Below are 26,087 nucleotides of genomic sequence, written 5' to 3'. Positions count from 1 at the left end.
CCCGTGACGTACGGGGACGGCGGTCTCACACGCTCACGCGCGGGCGCGGGGAGGGGTCACTCCCACTCGATGGTGCCCGGCGGCTTGCTGGTCACGTCGAGGACGACGCGGTTGACGTCGGCGACCTCGTTGGTGATCCGGGTCGAGATGCGGGCGAGCACCTCGTAGGGCAGGCGCGACCAGTCCGCGGTCATGGCGTCCTCGGAGGAGACCGGGCGCAGCACGATCGGGTGGCCGTAGGTGCGGCCGTCGCCCTGGACGCCGACGGAGCGGACGTCGGCGAGCAGCACGACCGGGCACTGCCAGATCTCGCGGTCGAGACCGGCGGCCGTCAGCTCCTCGCGGGCGATGGCGTCGGCATCGCGCAGCAGGTCCAGGCGCTCCTTGGTGACCTCGCCGACGATGCGGATGCCCAGGCCGGGGCCGGGGAACGGCTGGCGCTGGACGATCTCCTCCGGCAGGCCGAGCTCCTGGCCGACCATCCGGACCTCGTCCTTGAACAGCTGGCGCAGCGGCTCGACGAGCTCGAACTCGATGTCGTCGGGGAGGCCGCCCACGTTGTGGTGGGACTTGATGTTGGCCGTGCCGGTGCCGCCGCCGGACTCGACGATGTCCGGGTAGAGCGTGCCCTGGACGAGGAAGGCGACCTCGGGGCCCTCCTCCTGGAGGATCTCCAGCTGGGCCTGCTCGAAGACGCGGATGAACTCGCGGCCGATGATCTTCCGCTTGGTCTCCGGGTCGGAGACGCCGGCGAGCGCGTCGAGGAAGCGCTCCTGGGCGTCGACGACGACCAGGTTGGCGCCGGTCGCGGCCACGAAGTCCTTCTCGACCTGCTCGGTCTCGCCCTTGCGCATGAGGCCGTGGTCGACGTAGACGCAGGTGAGCTGCGAGCCGATGGCCTTCTGCACGAGCGCGGCGGCCACGGCGGAGTCGACGCCGCCGGACAGACCGCAGATGGCGCGCTTGGAGCCGACCTGGGCGCGGATGGCCGCGACCTGCTCCTCGATGACGTTGCCGGTGGTCCAGCTGGGCTCGATGCCGGCGCCGCGGTAGAGGAAGTGCTCCAGGATCTGCTGGCCGTGCGTGGAGTGCAGCACCTCGGGGTGGTACTGGACGCCGTACAGCTTCTTCTCGTCGTTCTCGAAGGCGGCGACGGGCACCACGTCGGTGGACGCGGTGACGCTGAAGCCCTCGGGGGCGGCGGAGCAGGCGTCGCCGTGCGACATCCACACCGACTGCTCGACCGGGGTGCCCTCGAAGAGGGTCGAACCGGCCTTGGAGACGTGCAGCGGCGTACGGCCGTACTCGCGGGCGCCCGTGTTGTCGACGGTGCCGCCGAGCGCGGTCGCCATCAGCTGGAAGCCGTAACACATGCCGAAGACGGGGACACCGGCCTCGAAGATCGCGCGGTCGAGGCGCGGGGCGTTCTCGGCGTACACCGAGGAGGGGCCGCCGGAGAGGATGATCGCCTTCGGGTTCTTGGCCAGCATCTCGGCCACCGGCATGGTGGACGGGACGATCTCGCTGTAGACCCGGGCCTCACGGACGCGGCGGGCGATGAGCTGGGCGTACTGGGCGCCGAAGTCGACAACGAGGACTACGTCCGGGTTGGTGACGTCGGGCGCGGCAGCGGGGGTCGCTGATGACACTACGGCGGCCTTCCGGCGGTAGGAGCGGTTCCCCCGAAGGGGGGCTATTTGTCGATTCTACCGGCGAGCCGCGGCCGGTTTTCGTCTCACCATCCGAACCCGGATTGCTCCACCGCGCCCAAAGGGGTCCATACTGTCCCCATGCGCAAGCTCACGACCTACGTCTTTACCTATGGCAACCGGCCCACCGGCTGCCATGGTCGTGCTGCTTGAGCAACTGACAAGCGACTTCCCAGGCGCCCCGGGCCGACAAGGCCCGGGGCGTCTGTCGTTTCCGGGCCGTAGCGCCCGTGGGCCTCCCGACACCACCCGGAGCCCCGACATGACCGCCATGACCCAGACCGCCGTCGCCCAGACCGCGCCGACCCCGACCGAGAAGACCGGTGCCCGTACCGACGAGGCGGCCGCGCTGATCGGCGACGCCCGGGAGCGCATCGACACGCTCGACGACCGGATCATCGGCCTGATCCAGGAACGGGTGGCCGTCTCGGCCGTGATCCAGGAGGCCCGGATCTCCTCCGGCGGGCGCCGGGTGAACCTGGCCCGCGAGATGGAGGTCCTCGCCCACTACCGCGACGCGCTCGGCAAGCCGGGCACGGCGCTCGCGATGACGATGCTGGAGCTGTGCCGCGGCCGCATCTGACCGTCCCGCACACCCGGCCCGTACGCCGCCCCGTCCACCCGCCCCGCACGTCGTCCCGCACGCCCGTCCCGGGCCGACTCGGGTGCGGGGGGTGCACCCCCGCACCCGAGTTCGGTCGCGTCCTCACCCGTACGGCGCGTGACCGGGCCGGGCGCCGCTTCGTTGGTCGTGTTGTCCGTGCCAGCCAGGGGCGGGCCCGCAACAAGACCACGCGTGGCTTCGCTGGGGCGTGTGACGTACCTCTGGTGCGTCGTGGGACCGCGCACCAGCGCATGTGACCGGACGGCAGGGGACAGCAGCCCGGTCACCCAGAAAGGGCGGTCGGTCCCGGGGACGCCCGGGGCCGGCCGCACCCGGCCGACCGATCCGAGATCCCCCCACCGTCCCCCTCCCCACGCCCTCTGCTCTCCCCCCACTTCCGCTTCCCTCCCCCGCGGCGCACTCCACTCCCCCGGCGCCGCATTCCCCAGGGGCCCCGCGACCGCGACCGGAATCGCGACGCGGGGCCCCTGCGTTGCCCGGCCTCCACATACGTGACGCGCGTCACATGAAGATCTCGTGAGAACGCTACAACCAATCCCCCAGGTCACCGGTCATCTATGCAGCACCACCCAGAAGCTGGAGGGGCGCTGCACTCGGAGGGGGGTGCAGCGCCCTTTCCACTTATCTGGAACGCCCTCAGTCCTTCTTCGGCGGCACCGCCGGCATCCCCAGGAACGGCAGCCTCAGCGCGCCGAAGGCCTCGGCCGGAACCGCCGGCGACTTGGGCTCGACCGCGGCCAGCCGCACGTACGCCTCCCCCTGCCGCGGCCGCGGATCCTCCTCGCCCTTGTTCGGCCAGAACGACATGGCCCGCTCCGCCTGCGCCGTGATCGTCAGCGAAGGATTGACGCCGAGGTTGGCGGAGACGGCCGCGCCGTCGACGACGGAGATGCCCGGGTGCCCGTAGAGGCGGTGGTACGGGTCGATGACGCCCGACTCCGCGTCCGCGCCGATCGGGCAGCCGCCCAGGAAGTGCGCGGTGAGCGGGGTGCCCATCAGCTCGCCGATGTTGGATCCGGCGAAGCCGTTGATCTCCTCGGCCATCAGGGCGGCGGCCCGGGTGGCCGCCTCGATCTGCGTCGGGTTGGGCGCGCCGTGGCCCTGGCGGGCGGTGAGCAGGCCCTTGCCGAGGCCGCCGGGCTTGCGGAAGGTGGTCAGCGAGTTGTCGAGGGACTGCATGACCAGGCCGATGATGGTCCGCTCCGACCAGCGCCGGTTGGAGAGCGAGCGCACGGCCAGCGCGGGATGCTTGACCAGCTCGGCGAGCCAGTTGCGGACCCGGTGCGCGCCGTAGGGCACCTGGAGGACGGTGAGGCCGCCCATCGAGTTGGAGCCCTTGCCGTAGCGGACCGGCTCGATGTGGGTGTTCTCGTCCGGATGGATCGAGGACGTGATCGCGACGCCCTTGGTGAAGTCGACCCGGTCCTTGCCGTGCCGCTTGCGGTAGCGGCGGTCGGTGGTCTGCGAGCCGACCAGCGCCTCCGAGTTGGTCCGGGTGAGCTCGCCGAGCCGGTCCGGGATCCGGGGCAGCAGGCCGGTGTCCTTCATGCGGTGCAGCAGGGTCTGGGTGCCGTACGTGCCGGCCGCGACGACCACCCGGCGGGCGGTGAAGGTGCGGCCCGCGCCCTTCTTGCGGTTGTCGGTGGGCAGGGTCTTCACGGCGTAGCCGCCGCGCGAGTCCTCGGTGAGGGCGACGACCGAGGTCATCGGGTGGACGACCGCGCCCGCCTTCTCGGCGAGGTAGAGGTAGTTCTCGTTGAGGGTGTTCTTGGCGCCGTGACGGCAGCCGGTCATGCACTCGCCGCACTCGGTGCAGGCCTTGCGGGACGGGCCCGCGCCGCCGAAGTACGGGTCGGCGACCTCGCCGCCGGGCTTCGCCCTGGCCCGCTCCGCGCCGCCCGCGTCCTGGCCGTCCCCGAAGAAGACCCCGACCGGGGCCATGTGGAAGGTGTCGCCGATGCCCATGGCCTGGGCGGTGGCCTTGAGGTGCACGTCGGAGGGGGTCATCGTCGGGTTGAGCCGGACGCCCAGCATCCGCTTGGCCTGGTCGTAGTACGGCGTGAGCTCGTCCCGCCAGTCGGTGATGTCCTTCCACTGCGCGTCCTCGAAGAACGGCGCGAGCGGCTCGTACAGCGTGTTGGCGTAGTTGAGGGAGCCGCCTCCGACACCCGCGCCCGCGAGCACCATGACGTTGCCGAGCAGGTGGATGCGCTGGATGCCGTACAGGCCGAGCGAGGGGGCCCACAGGAAGTTCTTCAGGTCCCAGGAGTTCTTCGGCAGGGTCGCCCGGGTGAACCGGCGGCCGGCCTCCAGGACGCCGACCCGGTAGCCCTTCTCGGTCAGGCGCAGGGCGGTGACCGACCCGCCGAAACCGGAGCCGACGACGATGACGTCGTAGTCGTACGCGTCGTCGGACGAGCCGTCCTCGGCCTGATTCTGGGCAGGGGGTACCGCGGTCATGGCTCTCCTCGTGCGAAAAGGAACGGCGAAGGGACGGCGAACGGGACGGCGAGACGGGATGCGGGTCAGCGCAGGCGCAGGGCCTTCATCACCTTCAGGGAGGTGCTCATGAAGGCCGCGTACTTCTCGTCGTCCATCCCGAAGGACGGGGCGAGCGGGATCAGCCGCTGCTGGGCGACGGTCTGCGCCTCCGTGAACTTGAGGATGCCCTCGGAGCCGTGGCGGCGGCCGAGGCCGGAGTCCTTCATGCCGCCCATGGGGGCGCGGACGCTGCCGTACGCGGGCGCGTAGCCCTCGTTGATGTTGACGGTGCCGGTGCGCAGCCGGGCGGCGAGGGCGTGTCCGCGGCGGGCGTCCGTGGTCCACACGGAGGAGTTCAGACCGTACGGGGTGCCGTTGGCCCGCTCGACGACCTCGTCCTCGTCGGTGAAGCGGTAGATCGAGACGACCGGTCCGAAGGTCTCCTCGGTGCACACGGCCATCGGGGCCTCGACGCCGTCGAGGATGGTCGGCTCGTAGAAGAGGGGGCCGATGTCGGGGCGGGCGACGCCGCCGGCGACCAGCTTGGCGCCCTTGGCGACGGCCTCGTCGACGTGCCGGGTGACGGTCTCCAGCTGCCGCTCGCCGACGAGGGAGCCCATGTCGGAGCCGTAGGCGAGGGAGTTGCCGAGCCGCATGGCCTTGGTGCGGGCGGCGAAGCGGTCCAGGAAGGCGTCGGCGATCGACTCGTGGACGTACAGCCGCTCGATGGAGATGCAGAGCTGGCCCGCGGAGGAGAAGCAGGCGCGGACGGCGCCCGCGGCGGCCTTCTCGATGTCGGCGTCCTTGAGGACGATCATGGCGTTCTTGCCGCCGAGCTCCAGGGTGACGCCGATGAGCCGGGCCGCGGCGCCCTGGGCGACCTCGCGGCCGGTGCGGGTGGAGCCGGTGAAGGACACGTAGTCGGCGTGGCGGACGACCTCGGGGCCGACGACCGGGCCCTCGCCGATGACGACCTGGAAGACCTCGGCGGGCAGACCGGCCTCGATGAGCAGGTCGCGGGCCCACAGGGCGGTCAGCGCGGTCTCGGTGTCCGGCTTCATCACGACGGCGTTGCCGGCGACGAAGGCGGGCAGCGCGTCGCCGACGGACAGCTCCAGCGGGTAGTTCCAGGGCGCGATCTGGCCGACGACCCCGCGCGGCTGCCGCAGCTCGGTGACCTTGGTGAGGGTCGGCACGACACCCGTGTGGTGCTTGGGGCGCAGGTACGCGGGGGCCTTGCGGCCGTAGTGGCGGGCGGCGACGGCGACCGACTGCACCTCCTCGTGGCCGTGCAGGCGCGCCTTGCCGGTCTCCAGCTGGATGAGGTCGAGGATCTCGCCCTGGCGCTGGAGGATCAGGTCGTGGAAGCGGAGCAGCACGGCCGCGCGGACCTTGACGGGCGTCGCGGCCCAGGCGCCCTGGGCGGCGCGGGCGCGCGCGAAGGCCTCGGCGACGTCCTCGGGGGTGGACTCGGGCAGGTCCGCCAGCTTCGCCCCGGTGAAGGGGGTGTGGTTGGCGGTACGGCCGGAGCCCGCGACCCCGCGGGTGAGCCGGGCGACCAGCTCGGGCGTGACCACGTCGGCGGCCGTGCGTGCCCGGGCGGGCACGGGGGCGACGGGGTTGGTACCGAGGGGGGCGGGGGCCGTTGCGGTGAGCGCCTGCGAGTCCGTCATGAGCCCGAGGGTAGGCCGCATTCCCGCCTTTGGGTACCCGTCAGTAACGCGTTTTCACCAGGCACGCACAACCGCGCCAGCGATTGCTGGCACATAAGTCCTGATCAGGGGCTTACGGCGTCACCCGGGGCCCGCCAGTACTTCTTCACTATGTCGAACTGCTCGCGGGTCCGCTCCCAGCCCTCCTCCGGCGACGCCATGTACAGGGCGTACTCGACGCCGTCGTCGTCGTAGTACACCTGGTCGATGGCGTGGCGGGGACCCGGGAAGGTCTGCTTCTCGATCCAGGTGAACTCCCAGATGGCGGAGTTGACCTGGTCGCGGAAGGTGTTCTGGGTCAGCCGGATCCGCTGGTACTCCGCCCGCCTGGCCACGATCTTCTCCAGATCGAGCATGTGCATGTACGGGTTCTCGAAGTCGGGCGACCGGTCGATGCTGATGCGGATGCGGTGGCGTCCGTCGTCCGGGGTGTAGTCGATCTGGTCGCCGTCCATCCGGCGCTTCCAGCCCTTGGGGACGACGAGGCTGAAGCCCTCCGGGTCGTCGACCCGCTGCCAGCCGACCGGGACCGCGCCCTTGGTCGGGTCCTTGGCGTCCTTGCCCGTCGCCTGGCTGACCGGCGTGCCGCCCTTCTTGTCGCCCTTGTCGCCCATGTGGGTCATCGCGGCGAAGACCGCGCCGCCCGCGAGGAGCCCGGCGACCACGGCCGCGAGGAGCGCCGCCCGCCAGCGGCCCCGGCCGCCGACGGAGCCGCCCGGCAGCCCGGGAACGGTGGCACCGGCGGAGGGCCGCCCCGCCGACGCGGGAACGGGGCCGGCCGCGGGTTCGTCGTACGGCGTGGGCAGCTGTGCGGTCGCCGAGGGGGCGGCGGCGACCAGCTCCTCCGTCTGGACCCGCTGTGTCGGCACGTACGCCTGCGCGGCCTGCGGCGAACGCCCCTCCATCGCGTCGAGCAGCATCCGCTCGGCCTCGTCCGCGCGAGGGCGCTGCTCCGGATCCTTGCGCAGCAGCGCCACGATGACCGGCGCGAGCGGGCCGGCCTTCTCGGGGTACGGCGGCTCCTCCGTCACCACGGCCTGCATGGTGCTGATCGGCGAGCTGCGGCGGAACGGCGAGCCGCCCTCCACCGCCGCGTACAGCGTGGCGCCCAGGGACCACAGGTCGGAGGCGGGACCCGGGTCACCGCCCTGGACCCGTTCGGGTGCCAGATAGTCGATGGAGCCGACGAGTTCACCCGTCCGGGTGATGGACGAATCGCCTTCGATCGCCGCGATCCCGAAGTCGGTGATCAGGACGCGTCCGTCGCGGGCGAGCAGCACGTTGCCCGGCTTCACGTCACGGTGCAGCACGCCGGCCGCGTGCGCGGCCCGCAGGGCGCCCAGGACGTGCAGGCCGATCCGGGCCGCCTCGCGCGGCTCGATGGTGCCGGCCTCCTTGGCCGCGTCGGCGAGCGAGGGCCCGTCCACGTACTGCATGACGATCCAGGGCCGGTCGTCGTGCTCCAGGACGTCGTGCACGGTGACCACACCCGGGTGGGTGATCCGGGCGGCGGCACGCGCTTCCTTCTGCGTCCGGGCGTGCAGAACCAGCCGGTCGGCCTCGGCCACGAACCGGCCCGCCGTCAACTCCTTGACGGCCACCACACGGTGCAGCACCTCGTCGTGGGCACGCCAAACCTTGCCCATGCCACCGCGCCCGATGGACTCGCCCAGCCGATAGCGGCCGGCGAGCAGAAGTCCGGTGCCGGTGCTCTCAGAATGTTCCACGTGCCCCCGCCTGTTTGCTCGGAAGCAAGGTTACGGAGGGGGGTGCGGCGCACGGAACCTCGGGGCGGGTTGTGGAACAACACTGTGACCGGCGGGACGTCGGGGACTCGGCGGTTCGTTCCTCCCCTCACCCGGCGTTCGATCAGCGCGTCGCCCGGTAGGCCTTCACCGCCTGGTCGTAGATCTCGGACACCTTGTCCCGTTCGTTCTCCGGTCCGATGACCTGGACGACGTGGTAGCGGCCGCGGTCGATCAGGGCCAGATTGCGGACGAAAACCTCCCGGCCGGTGCTGTCCTGCCAGGTGAACTGCCCCACCGCCATGGCCTGTCGGCCGATGTCGATGCGCCGCAGCCCCGAGGCCCCGGACCAGGAGGAGTCCCGCCAGGGCTGGAGCTCGCGCTCCTTCGTGCGCTGGTACGCCATGGGGTCGGAGCCGTTCGCCCGGACCGTGTCCCGGCCCGGGACCACGATCAGCGTGAAGTCCCCGCCCGTGTAGCGCACTTGCCCGGAGTCGTTGATCGGGCTGCGCCGCCAGTCGCGCGGCACGCCCACCTCGAAGCCCTCGGTGTCCTTGCGCAGTACGTATCCGGCGGCGAGCGCGGGGCCGGGGGCGGACGTCGGGGGCGGGACGCTGGAGGGCTTCGCGGACGGGGTGGCCGACGGGGTGGCCTGCTTCGTCGACGCGGGCGGCGGGGTGGTGCCGCCCGCCGGGGGCGGCGTCGCCGTCGGGTTCTTCCCCTCGCCCTTCCCGGGCATGAACAGCACGGCGTACGCGACGGCTCCGGCCAGCAGCAGGAGGATCAGCACCAGCAGGATCCGCCCGAGCGAGCGCGGAGCGCCCGAGCCGCGCGGAGCGCCCGAGCCGCGTGCGGCGCGCTGGGGGATCTCCTCGCGGAAGTCGTCGTCGGGGTGGGCGTCGCGCCGGTCGCTCCGGAAGTCGTCGTCGCGACCGTCGCTGCGGAAGTCGTTCTGAAAGCCGGACGGGAAGCCGGACTTGGCCTGGGCCGGGTACGGGGGCCGCCGGGCCTCCAGGGGCTCGTGGGGGCCGTGGGCGTCCTCGTGCCGACGGCCCTGGCGCGGGACGGCACCCTTCGCGTGCCGGTGGCGGCCGCCCGCAGCGCCCCCGCGCCGCCGGCGCACCAGCTCGCCGCGGCGCCGCACGATGGGCAGCCTGGCCGCGTCGGGGGACGGCAGCGGCACGACACCCAGCCCGGCCTCGGGTTCGGGCGCCGAGCGCACCAGCGAGCGCAGCCAGCCGCTCAGCACCTCGACGTCGGGCCGCTCGGTCGGGTCCTGGTGCAGCAGCGACTCCACGACCGGGCGCAGCGGGCCGCACTCCTCGGCGAACGCCGGGGGCTCGGCGCAGACCAGCTGGACCAGCTCGGCGGCGCTGTCCTCCGGGTACGGGGCGTGGCCCTGGACGGCCCGGTAGAGCAGCGCGCCCAGCGCCCACAGGTCGGTGGCCGGGCCGATCGGCGGGGCGAGCCGCCAGTGCTCGTGGACCGGGCCCGCCTGCTCGGGCGCCCAGCGCTCGGTGACCGCGCCGACGACCGCGATCCGCGCCTGGCGGGCCCGCTCGGCCGCGAGCCGGGTCACCGGGCCGCGGTATTCCGGGGCGCCCGTCGGGGCGCCCGGGGCGGGGCCGGGGAGGGGCGCGGGGGCAGCCGCCGTGTACCCGGCGGGGAGCGCGGGCAGCGCGCCGCCGCCCGCCGGGACGGCGCGGGCGCCGTCGCGGGAGGCGTGCGGCCCGTCGCTCCAGGTCCCGGAGAGGTACGCGCGCGGCGGCGGCGTCCCGCCGTACACGCCACCCGTCTCGTCGTCGCCGTCGTCCTCGTCGTCCTCGTCGTCGTCATCGCCGTCCGTCCGTGCCCACCACTGCGGCGCGGCAGGCGCGGCTGGTGGGACGGGCGGGCCGGAGGGCTGCGCGGGCAGAGGCAGGGGCAGGGGCTCGGTCGGCGGCTCGTCGGGGGGCTCGGTCGCTGCCTGGGCCGGGGGTACCGGGGCGGCCGGGCGCTGGACGGGCAGCGCCCCGGTCTCGCCGAGCCGGGCGGCGGCGCGGGCCCCCGCCCGGTACGCGGCGATCGCCCCGGCCCGCGCCGCGCGCACCTCCGCGGCGGACGGCGTGGCGGGCGCGGGCACGACGGGCGCGGCCGGCAACTCCGGCCGCGCACCCGCGCCCTCGCCGGGGCCGTAGGGGGTGCCGGCGGGCTCGGGGCCGTAGAAGGAGGTGTGCGGGTCCTGGTCGCGAGCGGAGTCGGCGTCGTAGCCGGACTCGGCCCCGGACTCGCTGTCGTAGCCGGACTCGGCCCCGTGTACCTCGTCGGATCCGGTCCCGCCGGAACCGGTCCCGCCGAAGCGCCGCTCGTACCCGCCCGACGGGAGTGCCTCGGGGTCGTGGGCGGGCCGGGGCTCGTGGGCGGCTACGGGCTCGTAGGCGGGTACGGGCTCCCAGGGGACGCCGGTCGCGTACCCGCCGCCCGCCCCGTAGAGCTCGGCCCGGTGGTCCCCGGAGCCTGCCTCCTCGCCCGCGTACGGTCCCGGCTCGTACTCCTCGGTCGCGTACGTCTCCGGCTCGTCCCCCGGCTCCTCGCCCGCGCCCTGCCCCTCGGCCAGGTCCGCGTACGCATCCCCGTACGCGGTCTCGTACGCGCCCTCGTCGTCGTACGCGTCCTCGTCCCCGTACGCGTCCTCGTCGTCCTCCCGGGCGGCCGGGCGCGGGCCGAAGGCCGGCTCCTCGTCGTCCGGGAGGGGGACCGGGGCGTAGCCGCACAGGGCTTCCTCGGCGGCGCCCGCCGCGAGGCCGGTGAGGACGACGCGGCCGTCGTCGCAGACGAGGACCGTGCGCGGGGTGACGTTCCGGTGGGTCCAGCCGTGGGCGTGCAGGGCGCGCAGGGCGGTGAGCAGGTCGGAGCCGATCTCGGCGGCCCGGTAGGGGCTCAGCGGTGCGTCGGCGAGGAGTTCGGAGAGCGGGGTGGCCGCCACGAACTCGCTCACTATCCACAGCGAGCCGGCCTCGGCGAACACGTCGAAGACCTGGTCGAGGCGCGGGTGGTCGGGTATCTGCGCGGCGGCCTGGGCGGCCTCCAGGGCACGGCGGACGCCGGGGTCGGCGGGACGCCGGGTGGCCCGGCCGGGAGCGGCGTACGGCTCGTCGCCGACGAGTTCGGCGTCGACGACCTCGGGCAGCGGCACCTGCCGGATCCGGACTTCCTGTCCGCTGTAGGTGTCGAAGGCGCGCGTCTCGACGAGGTCGTACGCGTCGGCCGGCGGCACGGGCAGGCGGTAGCGGTCCGCCAGCACCCTTCCCGCGTAGTCGTCCACGACGCCTCCCCACGCGCCTGTCGTCCCCCGTGCCCCGGACCTGACGGCCCGGGGCCTTTCACGATACGTGCGCCCGTCAGTCCTTGGGGCTGAACGTGGCGAACGCCGTCTCGCGCAGCGTCTTGCAGTCCGCCGCGTCCCATTCGTCGGCCTTGCAGCTGATCATGATCGAGTAGCCGTGTCCGGCGTCGACCTTGAATCCCCGGTTGAGGATCCGGATCCGCATGCCGTTCTGGTTGCGCTCGAACTCCCAGTCGGCGACGGTCGGGTACCCCTTGTACTCGACCGGGCGGATGCCGATGTGCTTGTAGCCGTTGCTCGACGCCGCCACCGCGGCGACGGCGGCGCGCCAGGCGCTGGCGGCGTCGTCACGGGGGCTGTCGTTGAAGTCGACCTGGACGCGCGGGAAGCCGCTGCCGCCGGCGTGGAAGATGCCGCCCGAGTTCTGGCCCGCTATGGCGGCCAGTTTGAAGGAGGCGGGCATGGCCATCCGGAAGTGGAAGCGGCCGTTGGTCACCATCACGTAGCCGGCGGGCAGCTGCGGTCCGGCGGGCTTGTCGCCGCCGGGCGTGCCGGTGGGCGTGGTGCCGCTCTGGCCGCCGCTGTTGCCCGTGGGCTTGTCCCCGCCGCCCTGCTGGTCCGGGTCGCCGCCCGACGTGCCGGTGTCGGTGCTCGGGTCGCTGCCGCCGCCGGCCGTGGACCCGGCCGAGGCGGTCGTGCCGCCGGTGCCGGCGCCCTTGCCCTTGTCGGTGGCGCCGCCGTCCTGGCCGCCGCCGAGGGCGACGTACAGGATCGTGCCGAGCAGGGCGGCGAGCACGACCGCGGCGATGATCACGAGGGTCCGGCGCGGGACGACGTCGGTGAGCGAGGCGCGGGCCTGCGCGGGCGCTCCGGCGCCGGGGCGGCGCTCGGTCTCCGGCTTCGCCGCGGACGCCGCGTTCCGTACGGACTTCAGGGCGCCACGCACGCGGTCGGCGGCCTCGCCGGTCTTCTCCCGGGCCGGCTTCGCCGGGGCGGGCGTCGCCGGGGCCACCGGCGGGCGCTCGGGGAGCGGCGGCAGCGGGACGACCCTGGTCGCCTCGGGGGACGGCTCGGGCGGGGCCTCGGGCGCGTCGAGGACGGCCCGCAGCAGCACCCGGGCCCCGGCGTCGTCGAGCCGCTGGTCGGGGTCCTTGGCGAGCAGGCCGTAGATGACCTGCTCCAGCTCGGGGCCCGCGTTCTTCGGCGGGTCGACCGGCTCGGTCATCACCGCGGTGAGCGTGGCGATGGCGGAGCCCTTGTCGTAGGGCGGGCTGCCCTCGACGGACGCGTACAGCAGGCCGCCGAGCGACCAGAGGTCGGCGGCCGGGCCGGGCTTGTGGCCGCGGGCCCGCTCGGGCGAGATGTACGAGGGGGCGCCGACGAGCATGCCGGTGGAGGTGATCGAGGGGTCGCCCTCGACCTGGGCGATGCCGAAGTCGGTGAGGACGACCCGGCCGTCCTCGGCGATCAGCACGTTGGACGGCTTCACGTCGCGGTGGAGGATGCCCTCGCGGTGCGCGGAGCGCAGCACGTCGAGGATGGCGAGGCCCACCTCGGCGGCGCGGCGCGGGGTGAGCGTGCCGTCCTCGCGCACGGCGTCGGCGAGCGACTTGCCCTCGATGAGCTCCATGACGATCCACGGACGGTCGTCCTCGTCGACCACGTCGTAGACGGTCACGGCGCCGTTGTTGCGGATCCGGGCGATGGCCTTGGCCTCGCGCAGGGTCCGGGTGATGAGGCGTCGCTTCTCGTCGTCGTCGATGCTGTTGGGGAAGCGCAGCTCCTTGACGGCGACGGTCCGCCCGAGCGTCTCGTCGACCGCCCGCCACACGGTGCCCATGCCGCCGCGGCCGAGGACCACGCCGAGGCGGTAGCGCCCGGCGAGCAGCCGTCCTTCGGTGGACGCCGCGTCAGCACGGCCGGTGCGCCCGCCCGTTCTCGCGGCGCGCTTCGCGTCGACGTCCGCCACGTCCGCCCCGAATCCGGTGGCGGGCGCGGCCCCGTCGGTCGATCCGCCCGCGGCCGGGGTGCGTGTGGCCGCCGGCTTCTTGGTCAGATCGGCGCCGGTCCGCGCGCCCGTTCCGCTCCGGGCCCCGGACGCCGCCGCGGCTCCGGCCGCGGCGTCCTGCTCCGGGACGTCCTTATCCGGGCTCCGGGCGTCCTCCGACGCGTCCTGCTTCGTCCCGGTCTGTGCCGCTTGGTCCCGGTCCGCCTTGCGCGCGGCCGGAACCGCGCTCCGGTCGCCGTCGGTGGCGGCCCCCGCGGGGGCGTCCCGCCGGGGGTCTTGCCCCGTGTCCCGCGACTGCTCCGCCTCCGACATGCGTCCCCTCGTCGATCCCTGATCTGCGCCCGCGTCCGCCGCTCCCGCACGATGCGGCAACCCGCCCTGGAAGAGAGCTCATTGTCCCTCACTCCGGGACCGATGCCTCCCCCGGGTCCGCACTCCGAGAAGCATTCCCGTGCCCGCGCCGGTCAGAGCGGCACGATGTCGGGCGCCCCCAGCCTGGCCGCGTCCGCCGTCAGGTCGTCGGGCTGGCGCTGCGATTCGCGTTCCGCCTGGACCCTCTTCTCGTAGTGCTCGACCTCCTTGTCGACCTGGTGCGCGTCCCAGCCGAGCACCGGCGCCATCAGTTCGGCGCACTCCCGGGCGCTGCGGGTGCCCCGGTCGAAGGTCTCGATGGAGATGCGGGTGCGCCGGGTGAGGACGTCGTCGAGGTGGCGGGCGCCTTCGTGCGAGGCCGCGTAGACGATCTCGGCCCGCAGGTAGTCCTCGGCGGCGGGCAGCGGCGCGCCGAGCGAGGGGTCGGCGGCGATCAGGTCGAGGATCTCCTCCGTCAGGGAGCCGTAGCGGTTGAGCAGATGCTCCACCCGGGCCACGTGGAGCCCGGCGCGGGCGGCGATTCCGGCGCGGGCGTTCCACAGGGCCCGGTACCCCTCCGCGCCGATGAGCGGGGTGTCCTCGGTGACGCAGTCGGCGACCCGTTTGTCGAGGCCGTGGACGGCCTCGTCGACGGCGTCCTTCGCCATCACGCGGTAGGTCGTGTACTTGCCCCCGGCGACGACGACGAGTCCGGGGGCGGGGTGGGCGACGGTGTGTTCGCGGGAGAGTTTGCTAGTGGCGTCCGACTCGCCGGCCAGCAGCGGGCGCAGGCCCGCGTAGACGCCCTGGACGTCGTCGCGGCCGAGCGGGGTCGCGAGGACCCCGTTCACGTGCTCCAGGAGGTAGTCGATGTCGGCGCTGGAGGCGGCGGGGTGGGCCTTGTCGAGGTCCCAGTCGGTGTCGGTGGTGCCGATGATCCAGTGGCGGCCCCAGGGGATGACGAACAGCACGGACTTCTCGGTGCGCAGGATGAGTCCGGTGGTGGAGTGGATGCGGTCCTTGGGCACGACCAGGTGGATGCCCTTGGAGGCGCGGACGTGGAACTGGCCGCGCTCGCCGATGAGGGCCTGGGTGTCGTCGGTCCACACGCCGGTGGCGTTGACGATCTGGCGGGCCCTGATCGCGTACTCCCCACCGGTCTCGACGTCCTGGACCCGGGCGCCGACCACCCGCTCGCCCTCGCGCAGGAACCCGACGACCCGGGCCCGGCTGGCGACCTGCGCCCCGTAGCTCGCGGCGGTGCGGACGAGGGTGGTGACGAAGCGGGCGTCGTCCATCTGCGCGTCGTAGTACTGCAGGGCGCCGACCAGGGCGTCCTTCTTGAGGCAGGGCGCCACCCGCAGGGCGCGGCCGCGGCTGAGGTGGCGATGGACGGGCAGGCCGCGCCCGTGACCCGAGGAGACGGACATCGCGTCGTACAGCGCGACGCCCGAGCCCGCGTACCAGCGCTCCCAGCCCTTGTGCTGGAGCGGGTAGAGGAACGGGACGGGTTTGACCAGGTGGGGTGCGAGCCGTTCGAGGAGCAGGCCGCGCTCCTTGAGGGCCTCGCGGACGAGGGCGAAGTCGAGCATCTCCAGATAGCGCAGGCCGCCGTGGATCAGCTTGCTGGACCGGCTGGAGGTGCCGGAGGCCCAGTCGCGCGCCTCGACGAGGCCGGTGGAGAGGCCTCGGGTGACCGCGTCGAGCGCGGTGCCCGCGCCGACGACTCCGGCGCCGACGACCAGCACGTCCAGCTCGCGCTCGGCCATCGCCGCGAGCGCCGCCGTGCGCTCGGCGGGTCCCAGTGTCGCTGTCCTCACCGCTGCCTCCCGTCGTCCCCCTGTGTGGTCGGGCTCACGGCTTCGATTCTGGCCCGGCCCACCGACTTCAGCCACCGCCTGAACCGCGACCTGTGGATAACACTCGCGATCTTCGGCTCCACAATGCCGCATATCGGTCATATTTACGCCTAGTCTGACATTGCACTCGCCCCGTTCTGTCCACAGGGCTTGCGCGTCGCGTCCCCTCCGGCTAGCGGCCCCGGTCTCACACCCCCCTCCGGCACCAGGGAAGGACGGCCCACTCCATGCCCGCTGATCTCGCCGTCATCGGCCTCGGCCACCACGGTCTCCCCCTCGCCCAGGCGGCCACCACGGCCGGCGTCGGCACCATCGGCTACGACACCGACCCCCGACCCGTCGCCGAACTCGCCGCCGGACGGCCCCCCGTCGACGGCTCGCTCACCGCGGCCGAGATCCGCCGGATGCTCGCCGCGGGCTTCCGCCCCGCCACCGACCCCGCCGAACTCGGCCGGGTCCGCACCGCCGTCATCTGCGCACCCACCCCGCCGGGACCGGACGGCGCCCTCGACCTCACCGACGTCACCGACGCCGCCCGCGCCCTCGCCGCCCGGCTGCGCCCCCACACGACGGTCCTCCTGGAGTCCCCCGTACCCCCCGGGACCACCGAAGGCCCGCTCCGCGAACTCCTCGAAACCGGCTCCGGGCTGCGCGCCGGGCGCGACTTCCACCTCGCCTACTCCCCCGGCCGCCTCGACCCCGGCAGCCGCACCCACGGCTTCGCCGGCACGCCCAAGGTCATCGGCGGGCTGACCCCCGCCTGTACCGAGTCCGCCGCCGCGTTCTACGGCCGCCTCACCGACAAGGTGGTCCGCGCCCGCGGCCCGCGCGAGGCCGAGACCGTGAAGCTCCTGGAGACCAACTTCCGGCACGTCAACATCGCCCTGGTCAACGAGATGGCGGTGCTCTGCCACGAACTCGGCGTCGACCTCTGGGACGTCATCCGCTGCGCCGAGACCAAGCCCTTCGGCTTCCAGGCCTTCCGCCCCGGCCCCGGCGTCGGCGGCCACGGCGTCCCCGTGGACACCGTCGGCGCCCACCGCCCGCTGCGCCTGGTCGAACTCGCCGGCCAGGTCAACGAACGCATGCCGCAGTACGTCGTCCAGCGCTGCGCCACCCTCCTCAACGAGCACGGCAAGTCCGCCCGCGGCGCCCGGATCCTGCTGCTCGGCATCACGTACAAACCCGACCTCGCCGACCGGCAGGGCTCCCCCGCCGACGAGATCGCCCGCCGCCTGATGGACCTGGGCGCCACGGTCAGCTACCACGACCCGCACGTCCTCGACTGGCGCGTCCGCGACCTGCCGGTCCCCCGCGCCGACTCCCTCTACGAGGCCGCCGCCCACGCCGACCTGACGATCCTGCTCCAGCACCACCGCACGTACGACCTCCAGGGCCTGTCCGTGAAGGCGCAGCTGCTCCTCGACACCCGGGGCGCCACCCCGGGGGGCGCCGCGCACCGGCTGTAGGAAACGTCCGAAGTAAACCCCCTGTGAACATGTCACAGGGGACTGCTAGCCTCCAGGCCGCTTCATCACGCGTCCCATGGGGGGATCTTCTTCATGTCTCAGCCCGTTCCGCCGCCCGGCAACCCGTTCGCCCAGGGTGCCGAGCCCTTCCCGCAGCCGCCGGTCGCCCCGGCCCCGCCGGCCCGCTCCAACGTGGGCCTCGGCCTGGTCGTCGCGGTCGTCGCCGCGCTCGTCGCCGGCGGTGTCTACGGCGGGATCGCCGGCGCCATCGAGCGCGAGATCGGCTGGGCCGCCGTCGGCGTCGGCTTCCTCGTCGGCTTCGCGGCCGGCAAGGCCGGCGGCCGCAACCCGGCCCTGCCGGTGGTCAGCGCGGTGCTCTCGCTCGGCGCGGTCTACTTCGGCCAGCTGCTCGCCATCGCGATCATCGGTGGCAAGGAGCTGAACGTCTCCGTGAGCACCCTCTTCTTCGAGCACTCCGACGTCCTGCAGGCGGCGTGGAAGGAAGAGCTGGACCCGCTGACCTTCCTCTTCTTCGCCCTCGCCGCCTTCGCCGCGTTCAGCGGCTCGAAGAAGGCCGCCGAGTAGCCGCGGGCAGACCCGCACGCACGCGAGAGGGGCCCCGCACCACCCGGTGCGGGGCCCCTCTCGTACGTACGGGGCACGGATCCCGCGGTGTCAGCGCTTGTGCTGCGCGTCCGCGACCGTCACCTCGACGCGCTGGAACTCCTTGAGCTCGCTGTAGCCCGTGGTGGCCATCGCGCGGCGCAGGGCGCCGAAGAAGTTCATCGAGCCGTCCGGGGTGTGCGACGGGCCCGTCAGGACCTCCTCGGTGGTGCCGACGATGCCCAGGTCGACCAGCTTGCCGCGCGGCACGTCCTCGTGGACGGCCTCCATGCCCCAGTGGTGGCCCTTGCCGGGCGCGTCCGTGGCACGGGCCAGCGGGGAGCCCATCATGACCGCGTCGGCGCCGCAGGCGATGGCCTTCGGCAGGTCGCCGGACCAGCCCACGCCGCCGTCGGCGATCACGTGCACGTAGCGGCCGCCGGACTCGTCCATGTAGTCGCGGCGGGCCGCGGCCACGTCGGCGACGGCCGTGGCCATCGGGACCTGGATGCCGAGCACGTTGCGCGTGGTGTGCGCGGCGCCGCCGCCGAAGCCGACCAGGACGCCCGCGGCGCCGGTGCGCATCAGGTGCAGGGCCGCGGTGTACGTGGCGCAGCCGCCGACGATGACCGGGACGTCGAGCTCGTAGATGAACTGCTTGAGGTTCAGCGGCTCGGCCGCGCCGGAGACGTGCTCGGCGGAGACGGTCGTGCCGCGGATGACGAAGATGTCCACGCCGGCGTCGACCACGGCCTTGGAGAACTGCGCGGTGCGCTGCGGGGAGAGCGCGGCGGCGGTGACCACACCCGAGTCGCGCACCTCCTTGATGCGCTGCCCGATCAGCTCCTCCTTGATCGGAGCCGCGTAGATCTCCTGCAGACGGCGGGTGGCGGTCTCCTCGTCCATCTCGGCGATCTCGTCGAGCAGCGGCTGCGGGTCCTCGTAGCGGGTCCACAGGCCCTCGAGGTTCAGCACGCCCAGGCCGCCGAGCTCGCCGATGCGGATGGCGGTCTGCGGCGAGACGACCGAGTCCATGGGGGCGGCCAGGAACGGGAGCTCGAAGCGGTAGGCGTCGATCTGCCAGGCGATCGAGACCTCCTTCGGGTCCCGGGTGCGCCGGCTCGGTACGACGGCGATGTCGTCGAACGCGTACGCCCTGCGGCCGCGCTTGCCGCGCCCGATCTCGATCTCAGTCACGTTGTGTGGCCTTTCCCTCTTGGTCTGCGCCTACCAGTATCCCCGACACACGCCGAAGGGGCGGCTCCGGCCACATGCCGGAACCACCCCGTCGGTGTCACACCGTGCGTCGCACCGGGTGACGGAGACCTACTTGCGGCTGTAGTTCGGTGCCTCGACGGTCATCTGGATGTCGTGCGGGTGGCTCTCCTTGAGACCCGCCGAGGTGATCCGGACGAAACGGCCGTTCTGCTGGAGCTCCGGGACCGTGCGGCCGCCGACGTAGAACATCGACTGACGCAGACCACCGGTCAGCTGGTGCACGACCGAGGCGAGCGGGCCGCGGTAGGGCACCTGGCCCTCGATGCCCTCGGGGATCAGCTGCTCGTCGGAGGCGACGCCCTCCTGGAAGTACCGGTCCTTGGAGAAGGACTTGCGGTCGCCGCGGGTCTGCATGGCGCCCAGCGAGCCCATGCCGCGGTACGACTTGAACTGCTTGCCGTTGATGAAGAGCAGCTCGCCCGGGGACTCCTCGCAGCCCGCGAGCAGCGAGCCGAGCATCACCGTGTCGGCGCCGGCGACGAGCGCCTTCGCGATGTCGCCGGAGTACTGCAGGCCGCCGTCGCCGATGACCGGGATGCCGGCCGCCTTGGCGGCGAGGGAGGCCTCGTAGATGGCCGTGACCTGCGGGACGCCGATGCCGGCGACCACGCGGGTGGTGCAGATGGAGCCGGGGCCGACACCGACCTTGATGCCGTCCGCGCCGGCGTCGACGAGCGACTGGGCGCCGTCGCGCGTGGCGACGTTGCCGCCGATGACGTCGACCGAGGAGTTCGACTTGATCTTGGCGATCATGTCGCCGACCAGTCGGGAGTGGCCGTGCGCGGTGTCGACGACGATGAAGTCGGCGCCCGCCTCGATCAGGGCCTGGGCGCGCTCGTAGGAGTCGCCGGCGACGCCGACGGCCGCGCCGACGAGCAGCCGGCCGTCCTTGTCCTTGGCGGCGTTCGGGTACTTCTCGGCCTTGACGAAGTCCTTGACCGTGATGAGGCCCTTGAGCAGCCCGGCCTCGTCGACCAGCGGCAGCTTCTCGATCTTGTGGCGGCGCAGCAGCTCCATGGCGTCCACGCCGGAGATGCCGACCTTGCCCGTGACCAGCGGCATCGGGGTCATGACCTCGCGCACCTGGCGGCTGCGGTCCGACTCGAAGGCCATGTCGCGGTTGGTCACGATGCCGAGCAGCTTGCCCGCCGGGTCGGTGACCGGGACGCCGCTGATGCGGAACTTGGCGCAGATCGCGTCGGCCTCGCCGAGCGTGGCGTCCGGGTGCACGGTGATCGGGTCGGTCACCATGCCGGACTCGGAGCGCTTCACCAGGTCGACCTGGTTGGCCTGGTCGGCGATGGAGAGGTTGCGGTGCAGGACGCCGACGCCGCCCTGACGGGCCATGGCGATGGCCATCCGGGACTCGGTGACCTTGTCCATCGCGGCGGAGAGCAGCGGGATGTTCACCCGCACGTTCCGCGAGATGTACGAAGAGGTGTCGATCTGGTCGGGCGCCATGTCGGACGCACCCGGCAGCAGCAGTACATCGTCGTAGGTCAGCCCGAGTGTCGCGAATTTCTCGGGCACTCCGTCGATGTTGGTCATGACACCTTCCCCAATGGCCTTGATCGGTGCGGATGTCCATGCTAACGGGCCGCGGCCGTGTCTCATTCCACGATCAAGATCAGCGAGCAGCTTTGGACGTTCGTACGTGTACGTGAGGGACAGCCGCCCCTCCGAACCCTTACTGCTCGGCCAGTGCCCGCAGCCGGCTCAGCGCACGGTGCTGCGCCACCCGGACCGCGCCCGGGGACATCCCGAGCATCTGCCCGGTCTCCTCGGCGGTCAGCCCGACGGCCACCCGGAGGACGAGCAGCTCGCGCTGGTTCTCCGGGAGGTTGGCGAGCAGCTTCTTGGCCCACTCGGCGTCGTCACTGAGGAGCGCCCGCTCCTCGGGCCCGAGCGAGTCGTCGGGCCGCTCGGGCATCTCGTCGGAGGGCACGGCCGTCGAACCCGGGTGCCGCATGGCGGCCCGCTGGAGGTCGGCGACCTTGTGTCCGGCGATCGCGAAGACGAACGCCTCGAAGGGTCTGCCCGTGTCCTTGTAGCGCGGCAACGCCATCAGGACCGCGACGCAGACCTCCTGGGCGAGGTCCTCCACGAAGTGACGGGCGTCACCGGGCAGCCGGTTCAGCCGCGTACGGCAGTAGCGCAGGGCAAGGGGGTGCACGCGCGCGAGGAGGTCGTGCGTCGCCTGCTGGTCCCCCTCCACGGCACGGTGAACGAGTGCACCGATCTCCCCCTGCCCTGCGGGCACGGGGGACCCCATGGTCTCGTCGTCGCGCATCGCTCCATGGTGCCTTGACGCCTGCTCGTTCGCGGCACCGCGTCCGTAGTTGTGCACCGAAGCGTTATGAGCAGGTGCGCCGGCACTCATCTCCTGCGCCCTCCCCTTCCGCTCGTTGTCCGCTCGCTCGTTCGTCTCGTCCCCGAGGAACTCCACACCACCAAGGATGCGGCATTCCGCGGAGAAGTGACACAAGCCCACCCCGTCCGCCGCTCGGCGGACGGGGATGCGGCCGATGGCCGCAGGTCAGCGCACCAGGCCCCAGCGGAATCCGAGCGCCACCGCGTGCGCCCGGTCGGAGGCACCCAACTTCTTGAACAGCCTGCGCGCGTGCGTCTTGACCGTGTCCTCGGAGAGGAAGAGCTCGCGCCCGATCTCCGCGTTGGACCGGCCGTGGCTCATGCCCTCCAGCACCTGGATCTCGCGGGCCGTGAGCGTGGGCGCGGCGCCCATCTCGGCCGAGCGCAGCCGGCGCGGGGCGAGCCGCCAGGTCGGGTCGGCGAGGGCCTGGGTGACGGTGGCCCGCAGCTCGGCGCGCGAGGCGTCCTTGTGCAGATAGCCACGGGCACCCGCGGCGACCGCGAGCGCGACACCGTCCAGGTCCTCGGCGACGGTGAGCATGATGATGCGGGCGCCGGGGTCCGCGGACAGCAGCCGGCGGACGGTCTCCACGCCGCCCAGGCCGGGCATGCGCACGTCCATCAGAATCAGGTCCGAGCGGTCCGCGCCCCAGCGGCGGAGGACTTCCTCGCCGTTGGCCGCGGTGGTCACGCGCTCGACGCCGGGCACGGTCGCGACCGCCCGCCGAAGCGCCTCTCGGGCAAGCGGGGAGTCGTCGCAGACGAGGACGGAAGTCATGCCTGACCTCCGCGGCTCTCGCAGCTGAAGCGCGTCACCTTGAGCCTCCAGGGCTGGTACGTATCGTCACCTGTGCGGTTGACACCCCCGGACACCTGTCCGAGCGCTTGTTCCTTCAACCGCCTCCGCACTCTCAACGACGGTCACTCGAAAGAGTTACGGGTCGGACGGCCGCCTTCGGCACTCTACGTGAGGGTCCGTACGCGGAGGAGAGCGTCGCAGGTCATCCGTCCTTCACCCGAAGGTATGCCCCATTTAGCGGGTTTTCTTCCCTTTTCGCGGTGTCTGTGGCTAGATTCGCAATGAGTCATATTTACATCTACTTAGACAGTAGTTGTACGGTCGGATCGAACCCGCGAGAGCGGGTACGCGACACCCGGCAGGGGACGAAGGGCCCCGTCGATCAGCCATCAACCCGCCCACCAATCCGTTCACACGGTTTCAAGGGGACTAGCGCAATGGCAGATTTCTCCCGCCTTCCCGGACCCAACGCCGATCTGTGGGACTGGCAACTGCTCGCGGCCTGCCGCGGGGTCGACAGCTCCCTGTTCTTCCACCCCGAGGGAGAGCGCGGCGCGGCACGGAGTGCGCGCGAGAACTCGGCGAAAGAGGTCTGCATGCGATGCCCGGTACGCGCGGAGTGCGCGGCACACGCGCTCGCCGTACGGGAGCCCTACGGCGTCTGGGGCGGCCTCACCGAGGACGAACGCGAAGAGCTCATGGGCCGAGCCCGCAATCGCCTGGTCACGACGTCCGCCACCGCGCGGGCGTCCCACACGAGCACGGCCGGCGTGGGTCACGCCTGAAGTAACGTTTCTGCACCACGACTTGGGACAACCGGACGACACGGGCCGGGCCGACGGCCACCCGGCCCCGGGAGCCGCGCCGCACGCGGCCCGGGGGCGTGCGGCTCCGGCGACCGCGCCCTCCCGCACGCCCGCCGCGCGCGACGGCCGCGGGAAGGGGCGCGCGCCGGGCCGGTGACCCGGACGGCGGGCGCGTACCGCGCGCCGCCGGAACGCGCTCGCCCGACCGATACCTCCGCCCTCACCCACACAGGCGCGCGGCTCTCACCCTCCCGGCCCAGCGCACCCACTCCTACGGGCGTGCGCCCGCACCCGTGCGGCCGGACCCGGTTCGCCCGGACGGCGCCCCCCGTCCCGTACCGCGGTCCCCCGTACGGCGGTTCGACGACCACCCGTACGGCGGCGCCTCCGTGTCACTCGTACGGCCTACGCGCGTGTCGGCGCCGACTTCTCGGCGGCGCGGGCGGAGGCGCGGGTCAGCTCGTCCAGGGTGGCCGCGACGGCCGGGACCTGGGCCAGGTCCGGAAGGGTGAGTGCCACGATCTCGCGCTCCACGGCGGGTTCCACCGTGACGGTGACCGCGCCCTTGGGCCGTACGGACTCGATGGCGAGCTCCGGCAGGACGGCCACGCCGAGGCCGGCGCCCACCAGGCCGATCACGGCCGGGTAGTCGTCGGTGGCGAAGTCGATGCGCGGGGTGAAGCCCGCCTCCCGGCAGACGTCCACCAGCTGGCGGCGGCAGCGCGGACAGCCCGCGATCCACGGGTCCTCGGCCAGTTCGCCGATGGCCACCGACTCCGCCCCGGCCAGCCGGTGCCCCTCGGGCACCAGGCCGACGAGCCGGTCGGCGAGGAGCGGGCGGACCACCAGGTCGTCCCAGGCGTCCGGGCCCGTCCCGTAACGGAAGGCGAGGGCCACGTCGCAGTCGCCCTCGCGCAGCATCTCCACCGAGCGCGGCGGCTCGGCCTCCACGAGGGAGACCCGGGTGCCGGGGTGGGCGGCGCGCAGGGCGGCGAGGGCGGTGGGGACGAGGGTGGAGCTGCCGCTGGGGAACGAGACGAGCCGCACCCGTCCGGCCCGCAGCCCGGCGATGGCCGCGACCTCCTCCTCGGCGGCGGTCAGCCCGGCCAGGATCCCGGAGGCGTGCCGGACCAGGGCCTCGCCCGCCTGGGTGAGGCGCATCTCGCGGCCGGTACGGATCAGCAGGGGCGTGCCGGCGGAGCTCTCCAGCGCCTTCATCTGCTGGCTCACCGCAGGCTGGGTGCAGCCCAGTTCTCGGGCGGCGGCGGAGAAGGAGCCGGTGGCGGCGACGGCGCGCAGGACACGGAGGTGGCGGGCCTCGATCATGCCCCAAGCATAAGGCCTCCTTGGATGCGTCGTGGAATTCCTATACCAACCTTTGAGGAAGTCGGCCTAGGCTGCCCCCATGGAACTCCTGAGCGTGAACGTGGGAAGCCCCCAGGCCGTCGACTACACCAGCGCCCCCTCGGGCCGTACGGGCATCGACAAGCGCCCGGTGGACGGCCCCGTGCGGGTCGCCGCCCCCGCACCCGGTGGAGCCAGTGGCGTCGCCGGGGACACCGTGTGCGACCTGCGCTTCCACGGCGGCGCCGACCGAGCCGTGCACGCCTTCGCGCGCGAGGACATGGAGGTCTGGGAGCGCGAGCTCGGCCGCCCCCTGCCCCCCGGCTCGTTCGGCGAGAACCTCACCACCCGTGGCCTCGACGTGAACGGCGCCCTCGTCGGCGAGCGCTGGCGGATCGGTCCCGACCTCGTCCTGGAGGTCACCGGCGGCCGCATCCCGTGCCGCACCTTCGCCGGCTTCGTCCAGGAGGACGCCTGGGTCCGCCGTCTCAACCAGTCCTCGGCCGGCCCCGGCGCCCTGCTCCGCGTGATCGAACCGGGCGAGATCCGCGCGGGCGACCCCATCACCGTCATCCACCGCCCGACCCACCCCGTCACCATCACCCGCCTCCACCACGCCGCGACCCGCGACCGCTCCCAGCTGCCGGGCACGCTGGTGGCGGCCGAGTGGATGGAGTCGGGGCTGCTGGCGCTGGCGCGGAACTACGCGGAGAAGTACGGGGCGTAGCAGCGGGAACGGGAGGGACCGGGGGCGGGAACGGGACGGAGCGGGGCGGGGTCCTACCCACACACGGCGTTCACGCGGCGCGGGTTAACGTGCCGCGTATGACGACTGCACTGATTACGGGCGCGACCGCCGGCATCGGCGCCGCCTTCGCGCGGCGGCTGGCCGCGGACGGGCATGACGTGGTGCTCGTGGCGCGCGACGTGAAGCGGCTTCGGGAACAGGCGACGGAGCTGCACGACCGGCACGGGATCGAGGCGGAGGTGCTGGCGGCGGACCTCTCCGAGGAGGAGGGGATCGAGGCCGTGGTGGCGCGGCTCTCGGACGCCAAGCAGCCGGTGGACCTCCTGGTGAACAACGCCGGGTTCGGCAACAAGGGCCGGTTCCTGGAAGTCTCCATGGACGACGAGCTGAAGATGCTGAAGGTGCACTGCGAGGCGGTGCTGCGGCTGACCTCGGCGGCGTCGGAGGCGATGCGGGCCCGCGGGCGCGGCGGGGTGGTGAACGTCGCCTCGGTGGCGGCCTTCCTGCCGCGCGGCACCTACGGGGCGTCGAAGGCGTGGGTCGTGCAGTTCACGCAGGGCGCGGCGCGGGATCTCGCGGGCAGCGGGGTGCGGCTGATGGCGCTGTGCCCGGGGTTCGTGCGGACGGAGTTCCACCAGCGGGCGGGGATGGGGACGGACAACATCCCGGGCTGGATGTGGCTCGACGCGGACAAGCTGGTCTCCGCGGCGCTCGCCGATCTGGCCCGGGGGCGGACGCTGTCCATCCCCGATCCCCGTTACAAGGCCCTGATGGGTGTGGTGAAGCTGGCTCCCCGCGGGCTGCTGGGCGGGGTGTCCTCCCGGGCGGGGCGCAAGTACGGGCCCGAATAGAGCC

18 protein-coding genes are annotated in these 26,087 nt (G+C 72.9%); 6 read left to right on the top strand and 12 right to left on the bottom strand.

Annotation, left to right across the window (positions count from 1 at the left end; translation table 11 throughout):
- Window positions 1-56: 56 nt before the first annotated feature.
- The gene (gene guaA / locus OG309_RS22695; RefSeq protein ID WP_329423269.1) at window positions 57-1,649 is read right to left on the bottom strand and encodes a glutamine-hydrolyzing GMP synthase; all 1,593 of its coding nucleotides are present in this window, start codon (window positions 1,647-1,649) and stop codon (window positions 57-59) included.
- Between the two features lie 322 nt (window positions 1,650-1,971).
- Between guaA and OG309_RS22690 the strand changes: the two genes are divergently transcribed.
- On the top strand, window positions 1,972-2,292 hold the full coding sequence (locus tag OG309_RS22690; RefSeq protein ID WP_402545410.1) for a chorismate mutase: 321 nt from the start codon (window positions 1,972-1,974) through the stop codon (window positions 2,290-2,292).
- A gap of 678 nt (window positions 2,293-2,970) precedes the next feature.
- On the opposite strand, the gene OG309_RS22685 is transcribed toward OG309_RS22690, so the two are convergent.
- The 6 genes from OG309_RS22685 to OG309_RS22660 all read right to left on the bottom strand — a co-directional run bounded on the left by OG309_RS22685 (window position 2,971) and on the right by OG309_RS22660 (window position 15,776).
- Entirely contained in the window at window positions 2,971-4,794 is a 1,824-nt protein-coding gene (locus OG309_RS22685) for a GMC family oxidoreductase (RefSeq protein ID WP_329423268.1), read from the bottom strand.
- Window positions 4,795-4,859: 65 nt separating this feature from the next.
- Entirely contained in the window at window positions 4,860-6,488 is a 1,629-nt protein-coding gene (locus OG309_RS22680) for a succinic semialdehyde dehydrogenase (protein WP_329423267.1), read from the bottom strand.
- 104 nt (window positions 6,489-6,592) lie between these two features.
- On the bottom strand, window positions 6,593-8,254 hold the full coding sequence (locus tag OG309_RS22675; RefSeq protein WP_329423266.1) for a serine/threonine-protein kinase: 1,662 nt from the start codon (window positions 8,252-8,254) through the stop codon (window positions 6,593-6,595).
- 142 nt (window positions 8,255-8,396) lie between these two features.
- Window positions 8,397-11,576 carry a protein kinase gene (locus OG309_RS22670; protein WP_329423265.1) on the bottom strand — a complete coding sequence of 1,060 codons (3,180 nt, stop codon included), beginning with the start codon at window positions 11,574-11,576 and terminating at the stop codon, window positions 8,397-8,399.
- 76 nt (window positions 11,577-11,652) lie between these two features.
- Window positions 11,653-13,917 carry a serine/threonine-protein kinase gene (locus OG309_RS22665; RefSeq protein WP_329423264.1) on the bottom strand — a complete coding sequence of 755 codons (2,265 nt, stop codon included), beginning with the start codon at window positions 13,915-13,917 and terminating at the stop codon, window positions 11,653-11,655.
- Window positions 13,918-14,069: 152 nt separating this feature from the next.
- On the bottom strand, window positions 14,070-15,776 hold the full coding sequence (locus OG309_RS22660; RefSeq protein WP_329423263.1) for a glycerol-3-phosphate dehydrogenase/oxidase: 1,707 nt from the start codon (window positions 15,774-15,776) through the stop codon (window positions 14,070-14,072).
- A gap of 266 nt (window positions 15,777-16,042) precedes the next feature.
- Here OG309_RS22660 and OG309_RS22655 point away from each other — a divergent pair, with 266 nt between their 5' ends.
- Window positions 16,043-17,284, top strand: a complete 1,242-nt coding sequence (locus OG309_RS22655) for a nucleotide sugar dehydrogenase (RefSeq protein WP_329423262.1) — start codon at window positions 16,043-16,045, stop codon at window positions 17,282-17,284.
- Window positions 17,285-17,377: 93 nt separating this feature from the next.
- Entirely contained in the window at window positions 17,378-17,869 is a 492-nt protein-coding gene (locus OG309_RS22650) for a hypothetical protein (RefSeq protein WP_329423261.1), read from the top strand.
- A gap of 90 nt (window positions 17,870-17,959) precedes the next feature.
- On the opposite strand, the gene OG309_RS22645 is transcribed toward OG309_RS22650, so the two are convergent.
- The 4 genes from OG309_RS22645 to OG309_RS22630 all read right to left on the bottom strand — a co-directional run bounded on the left by OG309_RS22645 (window position 17,960) and on the right by OG309_RS22630 (window position 22,313).
- Complete coding sequence (locus OG309_RS22645) at window positions 17,960-19,084, bottom strand: GuaB3 family IMP dehydrogenase-related protein (RefSeq protein WP_132912496.1); 1,125 nt, start codon at window positions 19,082-19,084, stop codon at window positions 17,960-17,962.
- Window positions 19,085-19,213: 129 nt separating this feature from the next.
- Window positions 19,214-20,713 (bottom strand): IMP dehydrogenase, encoded by a 1,500-nt coding sequence (guaB, locus tag OG309_RS22640; RefSeq protein ID WP_329423260.1) that lies wholly within the window; start codon window positions 20,711-20,713, stop codon window positions 19,214-19,216.
- 139 nt (window positions 20,714-20,852) lie between these two features.
- Window positions 20,853-21,455: a sigma-70 family RNA polymerase sigma factor gene (locus OG309_RS22635; protein WP_046908296.1), complete on the bottom strand. Its 603-nt coding sequence runs from the start codon at window positions 21,453-21,455 to the stop codon at window positions 20,853-20,855.
- Between the two features lie 246 nt (window positions 21,456-21,701).
- Window positions 21,702-22,313 (bottom strand): response regulator transcription factor, encoded by a 612-nt coding sequence (locus OG309_RS22630; protein WP_003948568.1) that lies wholly within the window; start codon window positions 22,311-22,313, stop codon window positions 21,702-21,704.
- A 458-nt stretch (window positions 22,314-22,771) separates the two neighbouring features.
- Here OG309_RS22630 and OG309_RS22625 point away from each other — a divergent pair, with 458 nt between their 5' ends.
- Complete coding sequence (locus OG309_RS22625) at window positions 22,772-23,119, top strand: WhiB family transcriptional regulator (protein ID WP_329423259.1); 348 nt, start codon at window positions 22,772-22,774, stop codon at window positions 23,117-23,119.
- 426 nt (window positions 23,120-23,545) lie between these two features.
- Here OG309_RS22625 and OG309_RS22620 read toward each other — a convergent pair whose 3' ends face one another.
- Window positions 23,546-24,466, bottom strand: coding sequence for a LysR family transcriptional regulator (locus OG309_RS22620; protein WP_329423258.1), 921 nt, complete (start codon window positions 24,464-24,466; stop codon window positions 23,546-23,548).
- Between the two features lie 79 nt (window positions 24,467-24,545).
- On the opposite strand from OG309_RS22620, the gene OG309_RS22615 reads away from it, so the two are divergent.
- Window positions 24,546-25,211 carry an MOSC domain-containing protein gene (locus OG309_RS22615; protein WP_329423257.1) on the top strand — a complete coding sequence of 222 codons (666 nt, stop codon included), beginning with the start codon at window positions 24,546-24,548 and terminating at the stop codon, window positions 25,209-25,211.
- Between the two features lie 98 nt (window positions 25,212-25,309).
- Complete coding sequence (locus OG309_RS22610) at window positions 25,310-26,083, top strand: SDR family NAD(P)-dependent oxidoreductase (protein ID WP_329423256.1); 774 nt, start codon at window positions 25,310-25,312, stop codon at window positions 26,081-26,083.
- Window positions 26,084-26,087: the final 4 nt, after the last annotated feature.

Source organism: Streptomyces sp. NBC_01268 (assembly GCF_036240795.1).
Lineage (GTDB): Bacteria > Actinomycetota > Actinomycetes > Streptomycetales > Streptomycetaceae > Streptomyces.
Note: the sequence above shows the minus strand (reverse complement) of the source record. Positions and strands in the feature narration are given on the sequence as shown.

Excerpts from the sequence above, each read along its gene's own strand:
- OG309_RS22690 (WP_402545410.1), top strand. The coding sequence starts at position 1,972 with ATGACCGCCATGACCCAGACCGCCGTCGCCCAGACCGCGCCGACCCCG.
- OG309_RS22685 (WP_329423268.1), bottom strand. The coding sequence starts at position 4,794 with ATGACCGCGGTACCCCCTGCCCAGAATCAGGCCGAGGACGGCTCGTCC.
- OG309_RS22680 (WP_329423267.1), bottom strand. The coding sequence starts at position 6,488 with ATGACGGACTCGCAGGCGCTCACCGCAACGGCCCCCGCCCCCCTCGGT.
- OG309_RS22665 (WP_329423264.1), bottom strand. The coding sequence starts at position 13,917 with ATGTCGGAGGCGGAGCAGTCGCGGGACACGGGGCAAGACCCCCGGCGG.
- OG309_RS22655 (WP_329423262.1), top strand. The coding sequence starts at position 16,043 with ATGCCCGCTGATCTCGCCGTCATCGGCCTCGGCCACCACGGTCTCCCC.
- OG309_RS22650 (WP_329423261.1), top strand. The coding sequence starts at position 17,378 with ATGTCTCAGCCCGTTCCGCCGCCCGGCAACCCGTTCGCCCAGGGTGCC.
- guaB (WP_329423260.1), bottom strand. The coding sequence starts at position 20,713 with ATGACCAACATCGACGGAGTGCCCGAGAAATTCGCGACACTCGGGCTG.
- OG309_RS22635 (WP_046908296.1), bottom strand. The coding sequence starts at position 21,455 with ATGCGCGACGACGAGACCATGGGGTCCCCCGTGCCCGCAGGGCAGGGG.
- OG309_RS22630 (WP_003948568.1), bottom strand. The coding sequence starts at position 22,313 with ATGACTTCCGTCCTCGTCTGCGACGACTCCCCGCTTGCCCGAGAGGCG.
- OG309_RS22625 (WP_329423259.1), top strand. The coding sequence starts at position 22,772 with ATGGCAGATTTCTCCCGCCTTCCCGGACCCAACGCCGATCTGTGGGAC.
- OG309_RS22620 (WP_329423258.1), bottom strand. The coding sequence starts at position 24,466 with ATGATCGAGGCCCGCCACCTCCGTGTCCTGCGCGCCGTCGCCGCCACC.
- OG309_RS22615 (WP_329423257.1), top strand. The coding sequence starts at position 24,546 with ATGGAACTCCTGAGCGTGAACGTGGGAAGCCCCCAGGCCGTCGACTAC.
- OG309_RS22610 (WP_329423256.1), top strand. The coding sequence starts at position 25,310 with ATGACGACTGCACTGATTACGGGCGCGACCGCCGGCATCGGCGCCGCC.